The sequence below is a fragment of the Halomonas sp. N3-2A genome (assembly GCF_002216165.1).
GTDB lineage: Bacteria > Pseudomonadota > Gammaproteobacteria > Pseudomonadales > Halomonadaceae > Vreelandella.
This window is the reverse complement of sequence record NZ_CP022286.1, coordinates 2,318,603-2,335,468: the sequence shown is the minus strand read 5'-3', so window position 1 is coordinate 2,335,468 and position 16,866 is coordinate 2,318,603. Positions and strand designations below refer to the sequence as shown.

General features: G+C 53.4%; 11 protein-coding genes. 8 read left to right on the top strand and 3 right to left on the bottom strand.

What is annotated here, in order from left to right; translation table 11 throughout:
• Window positions 1–30 precede the first annotated feature (30 nt).
• The 4 genes from smc (at window position 31) to CEK60_RS10905 (ending at window position 8,735) form a co-directional block, all read left to right on the top strand.
• On the top strand, window positions 31–3,522 hold the full coding sequence (gene smc / locus CEK60_RS10925) for a chromosome segregation protein SMC (protein ID WP_089039052.1): 3,492 nt from the start codon (window positions 31–33) through the stop codon (window positions 3,520–3,522).
• Between the two features lie 888 nt (window positions 3,523–4,410).
• Complete coding sequence (gene zipA / locus CEK60_RS10915) at window positions 4,411–6,315, top strand: cell division protein ZipA (RefSeq protein ID WP_089039050.1); 1,905 nt, start codon at window positions 4,411–4,413, stop codon at window positions 6,313–6,315.
• 87 nt (window positions 6,316–6,402) lie between these two features.
• The gene (gene ligA / locus CEK60_RS10910) at window positions 6,403–8,466 is read left to right on the top strand and encodes an NAD-dependent DNA ligase LigA (RefSeq protein WP_089039049.1); all 2,064 of its coding nucleotides are present in this window, start codon (window positions 6,403–6,405) and stop codon (window positions 8,464–8,466) included.
• Window positions 8,463–8,735 carry a YheU family protein gene (locus CEK60_RS10905; RefSeq protein ID WP_089039048.1) on the top strand — a complete coding sequence of 91 codons (273 nt, stop codon included), beginning with the start codon at window positions 8,463–8,465 and terminating at the stop codon, window positions 8,733–8,735. The genes ligA and CEK60_RS10905 overlap by 4 nt, the downstream gene beginning before the upstream one ends.
• Here the strand turns inward: CEK60_RS10905 and mnmC are convergent.
• A complete protein-coding gene (mnmC, locus tag CEK60_RS10900; RefSeq protein WP_089039047.1) occupies window positions 8,729–10,747 on the bottom strand; it encodes a bifunctional tRNA (5-methylaminomethyl-2-thiouridine)(34)-methyltransferase MnmD/FAD-dependent 5-carboxymethylaminomethyl-2-thiouridine(34) oxidoreductase MnmC in 2,019 nt (672 codons plus the stop codon). The genes CEK60_RS10905 and mnmC overlap by 7 nt on opposite strands.
• Before the next feature lie 171 nt (window positions 10,748–10,918).
• Window positions 10,919–11,218, bottom strand: a complete 300-nt coding sequence (locus CEK60_RS10895; protein ID WP_038481742.1) for a YciI family protein — start codon at window positions 11,216–11,218, stop codon at window positions 10,919–10,921.
• 164 nt (window positions 11,219–11,382) lie between these two features.
• On the opposite strand from CEK60_RS10895, the gene CEK60_RS10890 reads away from it, so the two are divergent.
• The 4 genes from CEK60_RS10890 to CEK60_RS10875 all read left to right on the top strand — a co-directional run bounded on the left by CEK60_RS10890 (window position 11,383) and on the right by CEK60_RS10875 (window position 15,857).
• Complete coding sequence (locus tag CEK60_RS10890) at window positions 11,383–12,327, top strand: PHP domain-containing protein (RefSeq protein WP_089039046.1); 945 nt, start codon at window positions 11,383–11,385, stop codon at window positions 12,325–12,327.
• A gap of 63 nt (window positions 12,328–12,390) precedes the next feature.
• Window positions 12,391–13,014 carry an L-threonylcarbamoyladenylate synthase gene (locus tag CEK60_RS10885; protein ID WP_089039045.1) on the top strand — a complete coding sequence of 208 codons (624 nt, stop codon included), beginning with the start codon at window positions 12,391–12,393 and terminating at the stop codon, window positions 13,012–13,014.
• A gap of 269 nt (window positions 13,015–13,283) precedes the next feature.
• Window positions 13,284–14,060, top strand: a complete 777-nt coding sequence (locus CEK60_RS10880) for a 5'-nucleotidase, lipoprotein e(P4) family (protein WP_089039044.1) — start codon at window positions 13,284–13,286, stop codon at window positions 14,058–14,060.
• A gap of 366 nt (window positions 14,061–14,426) precedes the next feature.
• On the top strand, window positions 14,427–15,857 hold the full coding sequence (locus CEK60_RS10875) for an esterase-like activity of phytase family protein (RefSeq protein WP_089039043.1): 1,431 nt from the start codon (window positions 14,427–14,429) through the stop codon (window positions 15,855–15,857).
• 73 nt (window positions 15,858–15,930) lie between these two features.
• Here the strand turns inward: CEK60_RS10875 and CEK60_RS10870 are convergent, their stop codons facing one another.
• On the bottom strand, window positions 15,931–16,854 hold the full coding sequence (locus tag CEK60_RS10870) for an ion transporter (protein ID WP_089039042.1): 924 nt from the start codon (window positions 16,852–16,854) through the stop codon (window positions 15,931–15,933).
• Window positions 16,855–16,866: the final 12 nt, after the last annotated feature.

Sequence of the window (16,866 nt, the reverse complement as noted above, 5' to 3'; positions counted from 1 at the left end):
CCACGCAAACAACCGCAGCTAAGGGTCGCAATGCGCTTAACCTCTATTCGTCTTGTTGGGTTCAAGTCTTTTGTTGATCCAGTAACGGTGCCCTTCGATGGCAATATGACCGCCATCGTTGGGCCAAACGGTTGTGGCAAATCTAATATCATCGATGCGGTGCGCTGGGTAATGGGGGAATCCTCAGCTAAAACCCTGCGCGGTGAATCGATGGCCGATGTTATCTTCAACGGCTCCACCGGTCGTAAGCCGATCAGCCAAGCCTCTATCGAGCTCAAGTTCGATAACCGCGATGGTGGCATGGGGGGCGTTTACGCGCAGTACTCAGAAATTGCGGTAAAGCGCTTAGTCACCCGCGACGGCCAATCCAATTACTTCTTTAATGGTCAAAAGTGTCGTCGGCGAGATATCGCTGATCTGTTCATGGGCACTGGTTTAGGCCCGCGTTCTTACGCCATTATCGGCCAGGGGATGATTTCACGGCTAATCGAAGCACGCCCCGATGACCTGCGTGCCACGCTGGAAGAGGCTGCGGGGATTTCAAAATATAAAGAGCGCCGCCGGGAAACCGAAAACCGTATGCGCCGCACCCAGGAGAATTTGGAACGCCTGGATGATATCCGTGAAGAATTGGACAAACAGCTCGAACGCCTTAAGCGTCAGGCAGAAGCAGCCAAGCGCTACCAAGAGTTAAAGCAGCAGGAGTACCGGCTAAAAGGTGAGCTGGCGTTAGTGCGCGGACGCGCATTGCGCAATGAGCAATCTCACCAAGAAAGCCGAGTGCGCGAGCTGGAAATTGCGGTTGAGAAAGACGTATTTGGCGTACGTCAGTGTGAAACGCGCCTGGAACAAGCGCGCGAACAGCACGATGAACTTGCCGATGTGCTAGAGCGCCACCAGCAACAGTTCTTTGAAACCACCACCCGGATTGCCCGCCTGGAGCAGGACCAAGCGCACCGCCGCAGCCGTGAAGCTCAATTGGCGAGCGATATAGCAACGGCGCGCCGCGACCTTGATGAACAGCGCCGAGTCAGCGAAGGCGATCAAGAGCGACTTGTCGCGATAGAAGCTCGTTTAGAGGACTTGCTTCCAGAGCATGAAGCCCTTGAAGAGCAGCTAGAAACACTTGAACAAACCTTAGCGGATGCGACTCCTGCTCTTGAAACTGCCGAACAGCAGTGGGCCGATGCAGAAAATCACTGGCGCGATGCCAGCCGGGAAGCGGACCGTAGCCAAGACCAATTACGCGATTTAGAGCAGCGTATTGCGCGCATGCAGGCGGAGAACCAGCGCCGCCGTCAGCAGCGTGGCGAACTTGCCGATGTTACTGAGCTGCGCAATGAACACGCTGAATGCCAAGCCCAGCGGGAAGAGGCTGAACAGCGTGCTGAAGCCTTTCAAACCGAACGTGACCATTGGCAGCAGCGCTATAGCGATGCCAAAGCCGCTTATCAGCAGGCCACCCAGGCGCGTGATCAGCAGCGTGCTGAACTAAGTCAACATCAAGGCGAACTCGCGTCATTGAAGGCGTTAATTGATGCCGCCTTGGCTGATCACGACCCAGATCTTAGCGATGCATTAGCGGCTCACGGCTTAGCCGATGCGCCACGGCTTGGTGAAGCGATTAGTGTTGCATCTGGCTGGGAGCGAGTGATTTCCTGGCTGCTTGCGCCGTGGTTAAACGCCCGTTTAGTGTCAGCGAACCAGCTAAACGCGCTACCTAATGCCCTAGCCACTGATTGGTGCTTAATCGACCAGGCTGAGCGGCCAGCGACATCCGCGCAGCGCTTGGATTCTCTGGTGTCTGGGGCAGGTGCGTTAGGCGAATGGTTAGCGAGTATTCACTTCGCAGAAACGAACGAAGATGCTGAGACGCTACTAGGTAATTTGGCGCCTGGAGAGAGTGTTGTCAGCCGAGAAGGCGTATGGCGTGGACGCGGCTGGTTGCATCAACAGGCCAATGGTGAAGGTGTTGATGCACTGTTGGTGACACGCCGTCGGTTTGACGAATTAGACGCCCGTCTTACACAGGATGAAGACGCGTTAGCGTTGCTGGATGAGCAGTGCGAAGCCGCTAGCGAAGCCATTGAAGTGCTAGAGCAAACCCGTGAGCAGCAGGCTGAGCAAGAGCGTGCCCACGCCGCTTCGCTTCAGCAGCTTGCGGTGAAAGAGCAGCGACTAGCTCAACGCCTGGAACATTTAGAGAGCCGCGCCACTGAGTTGGATGATGAACTCGCCCAACTACAAGAGGATGAGGCGGAGTTAACGCTCACTTTAGAAGAGCAGCGTGCTCGCTGGCATGCAGCGATGGAGCAGTTAGAAGCTGCTGCCGAAGCCCGTGAAACCAGCGCTGAACATCGCAGTCGCCAGCGTGAGCAGCGTGACCAGTTAAATCAACAACATGCTCCCATGAAGGCGCGTCAGCAGGCATTGGCGCTAGAGCGAGAGCGGTTGAATGCTGAGCGGAATAGCCTGCAAGCCCAGCAAAGTCGTAGTAGCGATAGTGAAGAGCGCCTTTCGCTGCGTATTGCTGAGTTAGAAGAGTCTCGGGAAATGCTGGTAGAGCCAGACGAACTGGCTGCTGAAGAATTAGAGGAGTTGCTACACCAGCGCGAGCAGCAGGAGCGGCGCCTTAATGATACTCGTCAGCAGGCTCAGGCATTGGCAGAGCAGCTGCGCAACGACGAGCTGGCTCGCCAGCAGCACGAGCGCAACTTGGAACAAAGTCGTGAGCAGTTACAACAGCGCCGTATGGATGTACAAGCACTGGCGCTGAAAGCGGCAACCCAAGATGAGCAATTAGCAGAACTAGGCCATGATCCCGATGCTTTAGCAGAGCACTTGCCTAGCGACGCCAGTGAAACTGCTTGGCAGGAGCGGTTGGAAAACACCACAGATAAGATTCGTCGTTTAGGTGCCATTAACCTTGCCGCGATCGAAGAGTACGATCAGCAAGCCGAGCGGCGTAACTATTTGGAAGCTCAGCATGCTGAGCTTACCGAAGCATTAGAAACGTTAGAGCGTGCGATTAAACGCATCGATCAGGAAACTCGCGTTCGCTTTCGAGAAACATTTGACCAGGTTAATACGGGTCTACAAACGCTATTTCCACGGGTTTTCGGTGGGGGAGCTGCTTGGCTAACCCTCACCGGGGATGATTTGCTGGAAACCGGTGTGGCAATTATGGCGCGGCCGCCAGGTAAGAAAAACAGTACTATTCATCTACTGTCGGGGGGAGAAAAGGCGTTAACTGCACTGTCGTTGGTTTTCGCAATTTTCCAGTTGAACCCTGCGCCTTTCTGTATGTTGGACGAAGTCGACGCTCCGCTGGATGATGCCAACGTAGGCCGCTACGCCAAACTTGTTAAAGAAATGTCTGAAAGCGTTCAGTTTATCTATATCACCCATAACAAAATTGCTATGGAGGCTGCTGAGCGCTTGATGGGTGTAACCATGCAGGAGCCTGGTGTGTCTAGGCTTGTTTCGGTAGGGATTGATGAGGCTGCAGCACTGGTTGATTAAATGCTTTATCGGCAAATGCGGTGCCTTCAATGGTGGTGAACTAAACGAGTTTTCACCCATTAAAAGCCTCGGGAAATATGCAAAAATTGCGGTAGAGCAAGCCTATGACGGGTTGTGTGCTGAACCGATAGTGAGCCTTTCTGCTTTTGCTTAGCTATCCCAGATTAGCTTCATTAGTGGCTATTGATAGCGTTTCTTTCTTTATTTTTTTTGATTGTAAAATATCTTATTTATCAGCGATTTATGTTTATTCTCGGTTTCTGATTAACTGCTTTGATCATGGGCGCTGAGGACTGCTCCTGCTAAAGCGTATCGTGCAGTTAAGCATGTTCATCTATCTAAAATTGACAAATCTGAAATGTGAACTTTCATTACCTTTGTATAGCGTTAGTTAAGGGTTTAAAACATATATGCTATGATTTCATTAGCTATTAAATACTATTCGTTACGACGGAATTTTTGGTGAAGTAGGTTTGTAACAGATAGGTTTGTAGCAGAATAGCTTTTGATCGAACAGCAGTTGGCTGGGCAATTGAGCAGAAGAGCAGTGGCGTTTCGTTACGTAAGTTTGAATGTGGGCTTGTCATATTACGGTGTGAGAAGGCGAGCAAGGGAGCGAAATTCTCCCTATAGAAAGCAGACGATGATGTGACGATGTGTCCTGTCGGGATAAATTAGCGCTAAAATGGCACTTTTCTTAGTTGATATAGTCAAAGATTTGGCCTAAAACACACCTTATGGGGGTGTTAAAGCGTGAAAATCTGCAAAAAGTGGCCCTTTTCGTAGCAACCGCGCTATGCTTGATGATAATTAGCTAATTTCGGATATGTTACGTCATTAAGGCATTGCGCCTTTGCAACCGGTATATTGACCCATGGAATGCTCGACATGGAATTAAGAGAGTGGTTAATCATTCTAGGACTGGCACTGGTTTCGCTCATCGTCGTTGACGGTGTGCGAAGGCTTCAGCGCCAACGCCGTGTGCCCCGCCTGGATCAAGCAGTCAAAGACTTGCCAGCCGCTAAATCCGAAGAATTTAATGATGAAGTCAAAGAGGCGGAAATAAACTGGGAACTGCCTAACGGTGGTGCGCGGGTCGTTAAGCCTGCTGACTACAGCAACCTTGGTCAAAAACCTAAGCTGGAACGCCAAGAGCACCCGGGGCCTTCCAAAGTACTGTCTGATTTTCGCCGTTCTTTTTCCAGCTCTGCCAGTTCGGCCAAGTCAAAAGCCAATGCGCACTTTTCGTGGTCTCGTAAAAATGAGCCTCGAAAACATGAACAGCCTTCTGCTGTCGGGCATCCCACGTCGACGAATCATACATCCGTTCAGCCAGATACTGCTTCAGCCGAGCACACGTTAGGCATGTCTGCAATTCCTGAACCCGAGCGCCGGGAGCCTAGCATATTTATGGCTGATGAGAATCCCAGCAATACTGTTAGCAATAAAACTCAGCACACAGACGCTACTCGCCAAACGACGAGTAGCAAGCCTGCCTCTACAGCTGAAGCCCATCGCCCTGATAGCCACGATCCACAGCCAGTATCTGAACCAACCGAGCATTACGAGAGCGTTAGCGGTCAGCAAGCTGATGTTGAGAAAGAACAGCCAACGGCGCAACACGAAGAAGCTGAAAATCTTGAAGCTAACAGTCGCCTAGAGGCGGTATCAGCTGGAACTGAAGAACAAGTTGCATCAACCGTAAAGGCTTCAACCGAGAAAGCGTCAGAAGAACCCAGTGCTGCAGCTGAGCCGACTGCAGAAGCAGAACCGACGCTAAGAGTTGAACCTGAAGATGCCGTACAACATGCAGCCGACACGCCCAAGCGACGTCAACTACGTGCAGATACTGCCGGTGAAGACAGAGAGCTAGACGACGATGAGGTTGATGAATACCGCTTGGTTGACTTCGAAGGCATTGGGCGTTCCTTTAAACGCCGTTTGATTGAGCGTCGTAAAGAGAAAGAGCGTAAGAAAGCAGAGAAGGCGAAACGTGCGGAAGCACTAGCCAAGCAAAAAGCAGAACGTAAAGCACTTGAAGCCGAGCGTAAAGCGCTTGAGGCGCAGCAGCGCCGTGAAGCAAAAGAGGCAGCCGACGCTGAAAAAGCGCGTATTGCTCAAGAGCAAGCCGAAGCGCGTGAGACCGCTGCCGCGGAGCGCGAGGCTGCGCAATACAATGAGCCGACGATTTCTGCGCACGACGAGAGTTATCACGATGTTGATGACTACGACGATTATGTGCCTGAAACGGGTCATCGGGATAATGTTGTTCGTACACACCCGACGTTAGAAAAAGCGTTACGCCACGATGTTAATAGCGAGCGGGCCAGAGATGCACTCACCGACGCTTCTGAAATGGTCGTGATCAGTGTGCTTTCGCGGGAACCTGAAGGTTTTGATGGCGGTAAATTGCTTGAGCTAATCATGGCCTGCGGTCTTCGCTACAGCCGTGAGATGGGCGTCTTTCACCGTTTTGAAACAGAAAGCTTCGATAGCGAACTGCAATTTTCAATGGTGAATGTACTTAAGCCTGGTACGTTCCCCATTGAAGAAATGGATGAGTTTGTGACCCCAGGTATTACGTTCCTGATGCCGCTGCCGGGCGCTGAAGATAGCTCAGCAGCGTTTGAAGCGATGGTCGAAACGGCAATGGTTGTCGTACGCCATATGGGCGGTGAGCTTAAAGATGAAAACCGTAGCGTAATGACGGCGCAAACCATTGAGTTTGCAAGGCAGCGCGTTCATGAGTTTGAACGTCGCCATCGCTTGCAGCGCCAACTGCAAGCGCGTTAAGCATCGCATTGCGTTAACACCCGCCTTCCCAAAGAAGGCGGGTGTTTTTGTTACTAAACACCTGTTTTTGTATGCCGGAACATCTGAATGAGTCAGCCTGAGAAACAACTTCTGGAAGAAATTAGCCAACTGCGTGCCGATTTGGATGACGCTAATTACCGCTATTACATCTTAGATGAACCTAAGCTGACCGACGCAGATTACGACCGCAAGCTGCAGCGGTTGAAGCAATTGGAGTCTGAGTACCCCGATTTAGTCTCACCGGATTCCCCTACCCAGCGCGTAGGGGCCGCGCCAGCGGAAGGGTTTCCTGAAGTTGCTCATGCGATTCCCATGCTCTCCTTGGATAACGCATTTAGCCGTGATGATATTGCTGCGTTTGCCGAGCGTGTCGCTGAGCGTTTGGAGTGTCAGGCGAGTAGCGTTGAGTTTAGCTGTGAGCCAAAGCTCGACGGAGCCGCGGTATCGTTAGTGTACGAGCAGGGCGTATTGGTTAGTGGCGCAACCCGTGGCGATGGCCGTACCGGCGAAGGCATTACATCGAATTTGCGCACCCTGCGGTCTGTTCCGTTAAAGCTAATGGGCGACAATATTCCTGCGTTATTAGAAGTACGCGGCGAAGTTATTATGCGCCATGCGGGCTTTGAAGCGCTGAATGATCGAGCGAGGGAGGAAGGCAGTAAGGTATTTGCTAACCCGCGTAATGCGGCGGCTGGCAGCCTGCGCCAGCTTGACCCGCGGGTTACCGCAACGCGCCCATTAGAGTTTCATGCTTATCAAGTTGCCCGGCTCGATATGACGAATCTTGGCGACGGTGAGCTTAGCAGTAGCCCAATGACAACTCATAGCCAGCAAATGGAAAGGCTTAAGGCATGGGGCTTTCGCTCCAGCACGGAGCTGCGGACTGTCAATGGCCCTGAGCTGGTGGCTGATTACTGCGAGCAGCTGGGTGAAAAGCGAGACCAGCTGGGTTACGACATCGATGGCGTCGTGATTAAAGTAAACGATCTGCGCCACCAGCGAGAGCTTGGCTTTGTAGCGCGGGCGCCACGCTGGGCGGTAGCATTTAAATTTCCTGCCCAAGAAGAAGTCACGACCCTTAACGATGTGGAGTTCCAGGTAGGCCGTACCGGCGCGATCACTCCGGTTGCTAGGTTAGAGCCGGTCACCGTTGCTGGTGTAACGGTATCAAATGCGACGCTGCATAACGCGGATGAGATCACCCGCTTAGGTGTGATGATTGGTGATACGGTGGCCATTCGTCGGGCAGGCGACGTGATTCCCCAAGTGGTACGCGTCGATATCGACAAGCGTCCTGCCCAGGCGCGCGTGATCACCTTTCCTGAGCACTGCCCGGTGTGTGGTTCGGATATTGAACGGCTGGAAGGCGAGGCGGTCGCTCGTTGCTCAGGCGGGCTTTATTGTGCCGCGCAGCGTAAAGAGGCGCTGAAGCATTTCGCTAGCCGTAAAGCGCTAGATGTCGATGGGCTGGGTGAGAAGCTGATTGAACAGTTGGTGGACTTGGACTGGGTGAAAACGCCAGCAGACTTATTTCATCTCACCGCTGAGCAGCTTCAGACGCTGCCACGCATGGGTGAAAAGTCCTCGACCAACTTGGTAAATGCCCTGGATAAGGCTAAGCACACCACGCTGGCACGTTTTATTTACGCCTTGGGTATTCGCGAAGTAGGCGAAGCCACAGCGGCAAATTTAGCCAGCTACTTCGGTACACTTCAGACCTTGCAAGAAGCTGATCAAACGGCGCTGGAAGCGGTGAATGATGTTGGTCCGATTGTCGCTGCCCATGTTCATACTTTTTTCCGTCAATCGCATAATCTGGCAACGCTGAAAGCACTGCTTGATGCGGGCATCACCTGGCAAGAGAGTGAAGTGACGCAAGGCCCGACGCCCTTAGAGGGACAGACCTGGGTACTCACCGGCACGATGGACAGCATGACCCGCGATGAAGGTAAGGCACGGCTGCAAGCGCTAGGCGCTAAAGTAGCGGGTAGTGTTTCCAAGAAAACCACCTGCTTGGTAGCGGGCGAGGCTGCAGGCAGCAAATTAACCAAAGCAGAGCAACTGGGCGTTGAAGTGATCGATGAAGCCACCTTTATCGAGCGTCTAGCTGCCTGGGAGCAGAGTGAATGAGCCGTTTTATTGAAGTGCCAGCACGCATGCTGCCGCCGGAAACGCTGGATGCTTTGCTTGAAGCATTTGTGACACGCCAAGGATACGATACCACCGATACCGGTGCAGGTATGAGCGGCTGGGTAGTCGAGCTTAAACAGCAGCTTGAGCGTCACGAGCTGATTATTGCTCACGATCTTGAGTTAGAAATGACTGAGGTGATGACGCTCGCCCAATGGCGTTCCTTTGGGCGAGAACTTGCCGATGATGAGGAAGAGGGCGATTACTGAGCGCGTACTAGCGCACTGATAATCCGTCGCCCAGGGTGTAAATGATCCACTAACGATAGCTCTAGCGGCATCGGCTCATCACACATTCGCGAGGCAATGATTTCGGCGCAGAGCGGAGCGCTGGAAAGGCCCCGAGAGCCGTGTGCGCTAGATATCCACAGCCCTGAATGGTGCTCTCCTTGGGTATCTGGCACGTTAGAAGCATCTTTTTGCAACACCGCGTAATCCTGCTGCCATGCGTCAGCATTGGGCACTGGCCCCGCGTAGGGGCTTTTGTCAGGGCTGGCTGCCCTTACCGCAGCACGACCTGCTAGCGTGTCGGGGCTTAGCGTTACGCCCGCCGTTTCAAGGGTGGCGACCCATTCAGGCAGTGTTTGGCGTAGTTCCTCAATATTGCGCTGATGGTCTGCTGCCGTAACGTCGCTCGTGGCGTTATTAGGCACAAAGCTGGCCCCGAACGTCAGTACGCCTTCCACTGGCGGCGACACATAGCCACCCGCGCATACCACACGTTGCGGGCCTTGAACTCCTTCGGGCAGCTTCACTTCGCTCACTTGTCCGCGAACCTGCTGTAGCGGTAGCGCTGCGGTTTGTTCAAAGCGGTTAGCCAGAGACGCATTGGCTACCACAACGTGATCAGCGGTCAGCGTTTCGCCGCTGGCCAGCACGATCTGCCAAGCTTTACCGTCGGGCTGAAGGGTTGTCACTTCTCCCTGGTGCAAGGTGATATTCGCGTGCTGTAGCAGCTGTTCGCAGAGTAATTTGGGGCGCACCCAGCCTGCCTGGGGATAAAACAGTCCGTGATTCGCTGTGATCGGAACACCCGCCAGCTCGCCAAGCGTCTCGGTTTGAGCGGATACTACCGCTTCTGGCAGTGGGTGGCGTGCCATAAAGCGCTGCTGGCGAGCAGCCTCCTTGTCGCTTAACGCCAGTTGTACCACGCCGCATGGCTGCCACAGTGGCGTTTCCTGTGACGAGGAGGACGCCCGCTGGCGTTGGCTAAGCCAGCGTTGACTGTAGAGAAGGCCTGATAAATAAAACCGGCTCTGGTTATTCGTTTCCGCGGCTAGCTTTACATACAGCGCTCCCTGGCGATTGCCGGAGCCACCTGCGCCGGGTGCATCGCGTTCAATGACCGTTACCTGAACCCCACGCTTGGCTAACGCCGCTGCCACGCTGCAACCGGCCATGCCTGCCCCAATGACCGCCACATGGTTCGCTGGTCTTGCCGCAGGCGGTGTGAACCATGGTGTTGACTGGCGGCGAGTGTCTTTGGGCGGTGTGTCGATATCGCCTGCTAACATTTCCCGCTTGCGCCCAAACCCAGGGACCTTTTGCCAGCTAAACCCCGCTGCTTTTAACCCTCGTTTAACGACACCGGCACAGGTAAACGTGGCAAATGTTGCCCCAGGGCGAGAGCGTGCAGCCATGGCTTCGAATAGCTCAGGCTGCCACATTTCTGGGTTTTTAGCAGGAGCAAAGCCATCTAGGAACCATGCGTCGACTTGACCGTCGAGTAGGTTCAGTCGTTCGGTGGTGTCGCCAAAGTGCAGGTCGAGAGTCACTCGCTCGTTGAGATGCAGACGGTGAATGCCGCTGACGGCTTCAGGCCATTGGGCGCATAGCACTTGTGCATAGTGTGCCAATGAAGGCCAAGCGCTTAGCGCGCGCTCAAGAGATACTCGGTCAAGCGGAAATTTCTCGGTGGATAACAGATGAAGACGTGCAGTGCTCGGTGCGTGTTGTTCAAAACAGTCCCACGCGCACAGCATATTAAGCCCGGTGCCAAAGCCTGTTTCGCCAATCACAAAAGCGCGGCTGTGTCGCCAGTCCGCAAAGCGCTTAGGCAGGTGATTCGCCCCCAGGAAAACGTGCTCGGTTTCAGCCCGGCCATCTTCCCTGGAAAAATACACATCGTCGAAGGCCTCTGAATGGGGGGATGCCTCGTTCCAAGTGAGTAAAGGAGCCGTTAACGCCGCGAGCGGGGGCAGGGCAGTAGAGCGTTGAGTCACGCGGGTATCCCCGTACTGATGAAGTTTGTGTTAAAGATAGGTTAAAAATTGATCAACTTGTTGATAAGGGCATCAGCTCTAGCTTTGGGGAAAGCGTCCGCCGAGTTTTCACAGAGTTTTCCACAGGCTCTGTGAAAAAGAAGGCGGACTCTTCACACTCGCCTCTATCGGTCAAGGCATTACTTTTTTAAATGGCTTAACAATTACCTTGGCATAGACCCCAGCAATGATGTATGGGTCGGCGTCAGCCCAGGCTTGCGCGTCCTCAAGGCTGTCAAATTCGGCAACGACCAAGCTGCCGCTAAAGCCTGCATCGCCTGGGTTATCGGTATCAATAGCGGGGTGGGGGCCAGCCAGAACCAAACGGCCTTCATCACGTAGCTTTTCCAGGCGACCAAGGTGATCCGGGCGTGCCGCTAGACGGCGCTCCAAGCTGTTGGATACATCTTCACTGATAATAGCGTAAAGCATGGGGATAACTCCTTGAATGCTAGGGCGGTTGTTCCGTACTGAATTGACCGCGCCCCTGTAAGCGCGCACCATGGTGAGCGACTGTATACCGTTAAGGGAAAACAGGGTGCCTGTTTTATTCACACCACCCTATTCTGACAAACTCGCCACACGGCGTCATGCTTATGCCCCTACTTCCTGCGAACTATCTTCCTGTAAACCTGCCCCGCGTGTTTGATGCCGACCAGCGTTATACGGTGGATTTACACATGCACTCTACCGCGTCAGATGGCGCGCTTACCCCTACCGAGTTGGTAAAGCTGTGTGCTGCACGTGGTCTTACCCACATGTCGCTGACAGACCACGACACCATGGAAGGTATTGAAGAAGCTGGCATCGCGGCGCAGCAAGCAGGGCTTTGCCTGGTGCCTGGCTGTGAGTTATCCACGCGCTGGCAGGGAATTAATATCCACGTAGTGGCGCTTATGCCCGGCGGCTTGCAGGGGCCTCTGGTAGAAGGGCTTGCATTGCAGCGCGAAGCACGGATCAAACGTGCTGAAGTGATCGCCGAGCGGCTGGAAAAAATGGGCTTACCTGACGCGCTCGAAAAGGCACGGGCCCAGGCAGGCAGCGACCGCCCCTTAGGCAGGCCCGACTTTGCCCGCGCGCTGGTCGCTGAAGGAGTGGTTGATGACTGGGCCGGGGCGTTTAAGCGCTATTTAGGCAGTGGTAAAAAAGGCGATGTAAAAGCTCATTGGCCGGAAATCAGTGATGCAGTCGCCTGGGTGGTGGCCTCAGGCGGTGTGGCAGTGCTGGCGCACCCGCTGCGCTATGGGCTTACCCGGCGCAAGCGAGGTTTGCTGATGGATACATTTCAAGCCGCCGGTGGGCAGAGCGTTGAGCTAGTGAGTGGTCAGCAGAATCCCGACAGCACTCGCGATCTCGCTCGGCAATTAGTGGAGCGTGATTTATACGCCTCCATGGGCAGCGATTTTCATTTTCCTGGCAGCCACGCCGCCCCCGGCAGTATGAGTTTAATACCGCGCACTGCTGCGCCGCCGATTTGGCAGCATCCGCGCTTAGTTCATTTGCGCGATGCGCCCAGTGGTATGTTAGGTCCTGGGTCTTAAACCGCATATCGGCTAACCTAGAAACTAAATGGACAACGATATGCCCAAGGGCAGGAGCAAGCGATGAGTCAATATTTCCAGATTCACCCCGAAAACCCGCAGAAACGCTTGATTGATCAAGCGATAGATATTATCCGCAAAGGTGGTGTGGTCGCGTATCCGACGGATTCGGGCTATGCACTGGGTTGCCACTTGGGTGAAAAAAAAGCCATTGAGAAGATCAAATGGCTGCGCTCGTTAGACGATAAGCACAATTTCACGCTGATGTGTTCGGATCTTTCCGAGATTGGCACTTACGCGAAAGTGGATAACGCAGTGTTTCGGCTGCTGAAGGCTCATACCCCTGGCCCATACACCTTTATTTTGGATGCCACCACAGAGGTGCCGCGCCTGTTGCTGCACCCGAAGCGCCGCTCCATTGGCGTGCGTGTGCCTGATCACCAAATTACCCACGCGCTGCTTGATGCGTTGGGTGAGCCGTTGATGAGCGTCACCTTGATTCCGGTAGGAGATACCCTGCCAATGAGCGATCCTGAGGAGATTCGCGACCGCTTCGGGTCACACCTTGATGCCATTATCGATGGCGGTGCTTGCCACCTTGACCCCACCAGTGTGATTGACCTACGCGAGCTGCCGCCCAAAATTGTGCGGGAAGGGCGCGGCGATATTACGCCGTTTACGAGTTAACACCGTTCTCTAGCCTGTATTGGCAACCTCCTGGTGACAAGTCACGAGGGGGTTGCTGTCGTCCGCCTGTCTCTCCATCACCTAAAATCCACAAAATCGTTAAACAAGGCATGCGTATCAACTTATTCATTTAGCGCGCTATCTTTCTTATTTGAATGATCAATAAAAATAAATTATGATGATTATGCTTATTATTGATAATTAATAATGATGGATGGTGTGGGATTCCCCTCTTAACCTGATAACCATCACTGACAGGAGATTGCTTAATGACGATATCTCGATACCGCAACGCTGCCACTGCAACCGCATTTGCAAGCTTGGCGCTACTTCCTTTATCAGGGAACGCAGTAGCCGACGACGCTAGCGCTTGTGATCAAGTTGAGTACGCCATGGGGCTTCGTTACCAACAGCAATCCGCAGAAATAACTGCTTTACAGCGCCAAGGCTTTGAACTGGCGACCTATCGCTTGGAAAAACAAATTGAGGCGCATGGTGAGGGTGCCGATTTGGCCATCATTACCGATGTGGATGAGACGCTCATCGATAATAGCGCTTTGCTAGTGCGCGATATGCAGGCCTGCCACGACTTCACTACTTGGGATACTTGGTTGCATTGGGAGCGCGAGGGCGAGCCACGTTTGATCCCAGGCGCGAAAGACTTTCTCGAATTTGCCGATGAGCAAGGTGTGTCGATCTACTATGTGTCGGATCGCTACCAAGAAAATAAAGCGGATACGCTGGCCACTATGGAAGCATTAGAGCTTCCCCAGGTATCTGACGAGCGCGTCATGCTACTTGGCCCACCCAAGACCGAGCGTCGCGCTATCGTCGAAGACAGTCATACGTTGGTGATGCAGTTGGGCGATACGCTGCATGACTTCTCGGGTGATTTTGTCGATGCAAGTCTTGAAGAGCAGCGCGACCTAGTTAACGACCACGCCGAGCGCTTTGGTCAAGACTGGATTGTTTTCCCCAATGCCAGTTACGGAAGCTGGAGCGACGCGGAGCTTAACGCGTGGGAAGCACCGTTTGAAAGCGAATAAAATGTAACCACTTCCATCGTGCCGTTACTATAGAGGAGACGCCCTGGTTAATAGCCAGGGCGTTTTCCTTATTAGCCCCGCAAGTTGTCCCCGTGCCGCTAGTCACTAACATGTCATTCACCTGTCATTGGTTGTCACTAAATTATCGTGGTGGCCGTGAACATAGCGATATGCCATAACAAATCGAACCTTGTCGGTGTGAGCGCGTTTCAGTTAGACAGCTGTGACGGCGCCACCCCCATTCGATATTCCTGCCACTAGACTTTTCGTAACTTGCCTTGCCCTGGGGCACGCTGGAAATTGTGCCTGTGGAGGCGGCTGAGACGCCAACGGGCGTCAACCTGTATTCAATAAGGAAATCAACCAATGAACCGTCATAAGCTTTTTATGGCATCCTTACTGACGTCCTCTCTGCTGGTGGGCTGCGCTGATAACGCTAACGCTAACGCTGATGACACCAATGCCTCCGTGTTCGACAGCTTCCCCGCCGCTGGTGTGTTTCTTCCCCACAGCGTATTACGGGATGATCTACTAGATGGCAAATCTCAGCAGGCTTTTGAGATACGTAATGGCGGCTTTGGGTCGGCAATGACGGCTCATCCCACGGATTCAACGCGCTTCTATGCATTGACTGACCGCGGCCCCAATGCCAATTTTGTTGGTGACTATGGCAAGGGGAAAATATTTCCGACACCGGACTATACGCCCCGTATCGGCCTGTTTGAGCTTCAAGCGAACGGTGTGATCGAACAGGTTGCTACCATTCTGCTTAAGCGCCCCGATGGAACCGAGATCAGTGGTCTGCCTAACAGCTTGGCACTCGGTGGAACAGGTGAAACCCCTTACCATGCCAATGGCCAGCCGATCTTAGTAGACGATAGCCAGCCCTATAATGAAGTTACTAATCCGATCCGCTTGGATGATTATGGTCTGGATGGCGAAGGGCTGGTGGCGCTATCGGACGGCACCTTCTGGGTTAGCGATGAGTACGGTCCGCACATGGTCCACTTCGATGCCGAAGGTCGTGAAATCGGTCGAATCAACCCCTTTGCCGACGATGACCGGGTCGAGATGAACCTGCCAGCAGAGTTTGCCAATCGGCGTGCCAACCGAGGTATGGAAGGGCTGGCTATCACACCGGATGAGACAACGCTGGTAGGCATTATGCAGTCCACTCTGTACAACCCGGGCAGTACGGTGAAAGACCTGGATATCACCCGCATCGTTACAGTGGACCTGGACTCGGGCGAGACTGGACAGTACCTCTACCGCCAAGAGCAAAATCAGAATTCCAACTCAGAGCTTGTTGCGCTGAGCGCCACTGAGTTTTTGGTGCTTGAACGAGATGGCCGTTTTCTAAGCGGTGGTCCCGACGGTGTCGAGGCCGCGACACCGGATGCTCAGAAGCAGGTTTATCGCATTGACCTTACCTCGGGCACCAATCTTGAGGCGGTCTCAGCCAACGGCGACCTGAAACAGGATGCCGAACTGGGGCTAACCTTGGCAGGCAAAACCTTGGAAGAAGTGGTTCTAGAGCAGGGGTGGGGCGCTCTGGCCAGCGCTGGAATTGAGCCAGTGAGCAAGTCTCTGGTGGTGGATATGGTGGCGGAAGTCAACTATCCCCACGATAAAATGGAAGGTCTATGGGTGATTGATGACCAACGCCTGGGGGTACTGAACGACGATGATTTCGCCACCTGGTCCACCGATGGTCAACTCGAGCAGAAAATGCTGGACGCTAACACTGTGGATGGCGGCCGCCTGTTTATTATCGAGGCCGACCTGAGCACCGATTGATCAACGTAACGGCCTAGCAATCACATAATCTCCCTAAATGAATTACTGCGCGCCCTGGGTTTGGCTATTTTGGTTAGCTGTCCTGGGGCGTGTTTGTGTCTTCGTCTCCCCCGTGGCTATCTTTTTCTTTTTGGTCTGCTGCTTTCTTACGCGGGTCTTCGCTTTCTTCATCCAGCCAGGTGCCACAGCGCAGGCAGTAACGAGCGCGCTTTTCATGGCGGTCATGGCCACAGCCGGGGCAGGCTTCTTCTGAATAACGGTCTTCGCGAATAGAGCGGATTACCTGGGCGGAAAATACCCCGGTAGGCACGGCAATAATCGAATACCCCAACAGCATCAGAATCATCGTGATCGCTTTGCCTATCGACGTGGCGGGGACAATATCGCCGTAGCCTACCGTGGTCATACTCACGATCGCCCAATACATCGACATAGGAATGCTGGTAAAACCGGCTTCTGGTGACTCGATGGTGTACATCAGCGCAGCAAACAGTATGACGACCATCATGATGCTGCTAAAAAACAGCAGGATTTGACGAAGACTGCGTCTAAGCGCATCGAGTAGTAAACGCCCCTCGCCGATAAACTCCATCAATCTCAAAATCCGGAAAATGCGTAGTACCCGCAGTACCCGTACGATGACCAGCCCGTGAGCACCAGGCACCAGCAGTACTAACCAGGCTGGCAAAATCGCGATCACATCGACAATACCGTAGAAGCTTTTTAGGTAAACCGTTGGGCGCTCTAAGCAGTAAATCCGCACCGCCAGTTCAATGCTGAAAAGTAGCGTAAATAGCCACTCTGCATAGTAAAAAATGTGCCCGTAGCGTTCGGAGTAACTCGCTACGCTGTCCAGTAAAATGACCGCCACGCTGATCAGAATGGCGATAATCAGCGCAATATCAAACCCTTTGGCTCCCGGCGTATCGGACTCGAAAATAATATGGAAAAGCCGTGTGCGCAGTCCTTCTGCACCGGGAGTTAATTGAAAACTCATCGCGACATCCTG

Excerpts from the sequence above, each read along its gene's own strand:
- CEK60_RS10880 (WP_089039044.1), top strand. The coding sequence starts at position 13,284 with ATGACGATATCTCGATACCGCAACGCTGCCACTGCAACCGCATTTGCA.
- CEK60_RS10895 (WP_038481742.1), bottom strand. The coding sequence starts at position 11,218 with ATGCTTTACGCTATTATCAGTGAAGATGTATCCAACAGCTTGGAGCGC.
- zipA (WP_089039050.1), top strand. The coding sequence starts at position 4,411 with ATGGAATTAAGAGAGTGGTTAATCATTCTAGGACTGGCACTGGTTTCG.
- CEK60_RS10890 (WP_089039046.1), top strand. The coding sequence starts at position 11,383 with ATGCCCCTACTTCCTGCGAACTATCTTCCTGTAAACCTGCCCCGCGTG.
- CEK60_RS10885 (WP_089039045.1), top strand. The coding sequence starts at position 12,391 with ATGAGTCAATATTTCCAGATTCACCCCGAAAACCCGCAGAAACGCTTG.
- smc (WP_089039052.1), top strand. The coding sequence starts at position 31 with ATGCGCTTAACCTCTATTCGTCTTGTTGGGTTCAAGTCTTTTGTTGAT.
- CEK60_RS10905 (WP_089039048.1), top strand. The coding sequence starts at position 8,463 with ATGAGCCGTTTTATTGAAGTGCCAGCACGCATGCTGCCGCCGGAAACG.
- CEK60_RS10875 (WP_089039043.1), top strand. The coding sequence starts at position 14,427 with ATGAACCGTCATAAGCTTTTTATGGCATCCTTACTGACGTCCTCTCTG.
- CEK60_RS10870 (WP_089039042.1), bottom strand. The coding sequence starts at position 16,854 with ATGAGTTTTCAATTAACTCCCGGTGCAGAAGGACTGCGCACACGGCTT.
- ligA (WP_089039049.1), top strand. The coding sequence starts at position 6,403 with ATGAGTCAGCCTGAGAAACAACTTCTGGAAGAAATTAGCCAACTGCGT.